The organism is Streptomyces lancefieldiae (genome assembly GCF_031845825.1).
Lineage (GTDB): Bacteria > Actinomycetota > Actinomycetes > Streptomycetales > Streptomycetaceae > Streptomyces > Streptomyces lancefieldiae.
This window is the reverse complement of sequence record NZ_JAVRFH010000269.1, coordinates 1-647: the sequence shown is the minus strand read 5'-3', so window position 1 is coordinate 647 and position 647 is coordinate 1. Positions and strand designations below refer to the sequence as shown.

Annotated in this window: 2 protein-coding genes and 1 pseudogene; all 3 read left to right on the top strand. The window is 66.6% G+C overall.

Translation table 11 applies throughout. The annotated features are described in order from the left end of the window. A pseudogene (locus RM812_RS42075) lies at positions 1-238 on the top strand (hypothetical protein); the annotation flags it as partial. A gap of 22 nt (positions 239-260) precedes the next feature. Then, positions 261-491, top strand: coding sequence for a hypothetical protein (locus RM812_RS42070; RefSeq protein WP_007490734.1), 231 nt, complete (start codon positions 261-263; stop codon positions 489-491). A 3-nt stretch (positions 492-494) separates the two neighbouring features. Beyond that, positions 495-647: TadE/TadG family type IV pilus assembly protein (locus tag RM812_RS43255; RefSeq protein ID WP_394816612.1), on the top strand; the 153-nt coding region annotated here is incomplete at its 3' end.

Below are 647 nucleotides of genomic sequence, written 5' to 3'. Positions count from 1 at the left end.
CGACCTGCCGGCCGCCGACGACATCGCCGACATCGTCTCCAGCGCCGGCACCGATGGCGCCGCCATCTACGCCACCCTGCGCAGCCGTGCCGAGAGCCTGGCTGCCGAGCAGGCCGCCGACGACCAGGCGCGCGCCAACGCCGCATCCGAGAGTCTCGTAGTGCCCGTCAGCTTGCTGTCCATGGTGCTGCTGGTGTTCTTCGGATTCCCGGCCTTCGCCCGCATCTTCGCCATCTGATCCACGCAAGGAAGGCAGCATCATGACCGGAAACCTGAACCTGCGGATAGCAGTCCACGCCCACGCCGCCGTGCTCCACCTCGCCGAGCGACTCGGCCGGCACCTGGACGAGCTGCGCGAGGAAGACGACCGCGGCAACAACGACGTCTCGATGATCATGTGGATCGTTGCCGTGGTCGTTTTCGCCGGCGCCGCCATCGCCGCGTTCAAGATCCTCGGACAGGGCAAGCTCGACGGCATGACGGGTCTGTGACCTGTGATCCGGTGCCCCAGCTGGCTCCGCCGCCAGGCGAGACGGCTGCGTCAGGACGACGGTGACGCATCGCTGGAGATGCTCATCTGCTTTCCCGCGGTCCTGATGCTGCTGTTCCTGGTGGTGGACGCCTGCAACATCTACTACGCCAAGACC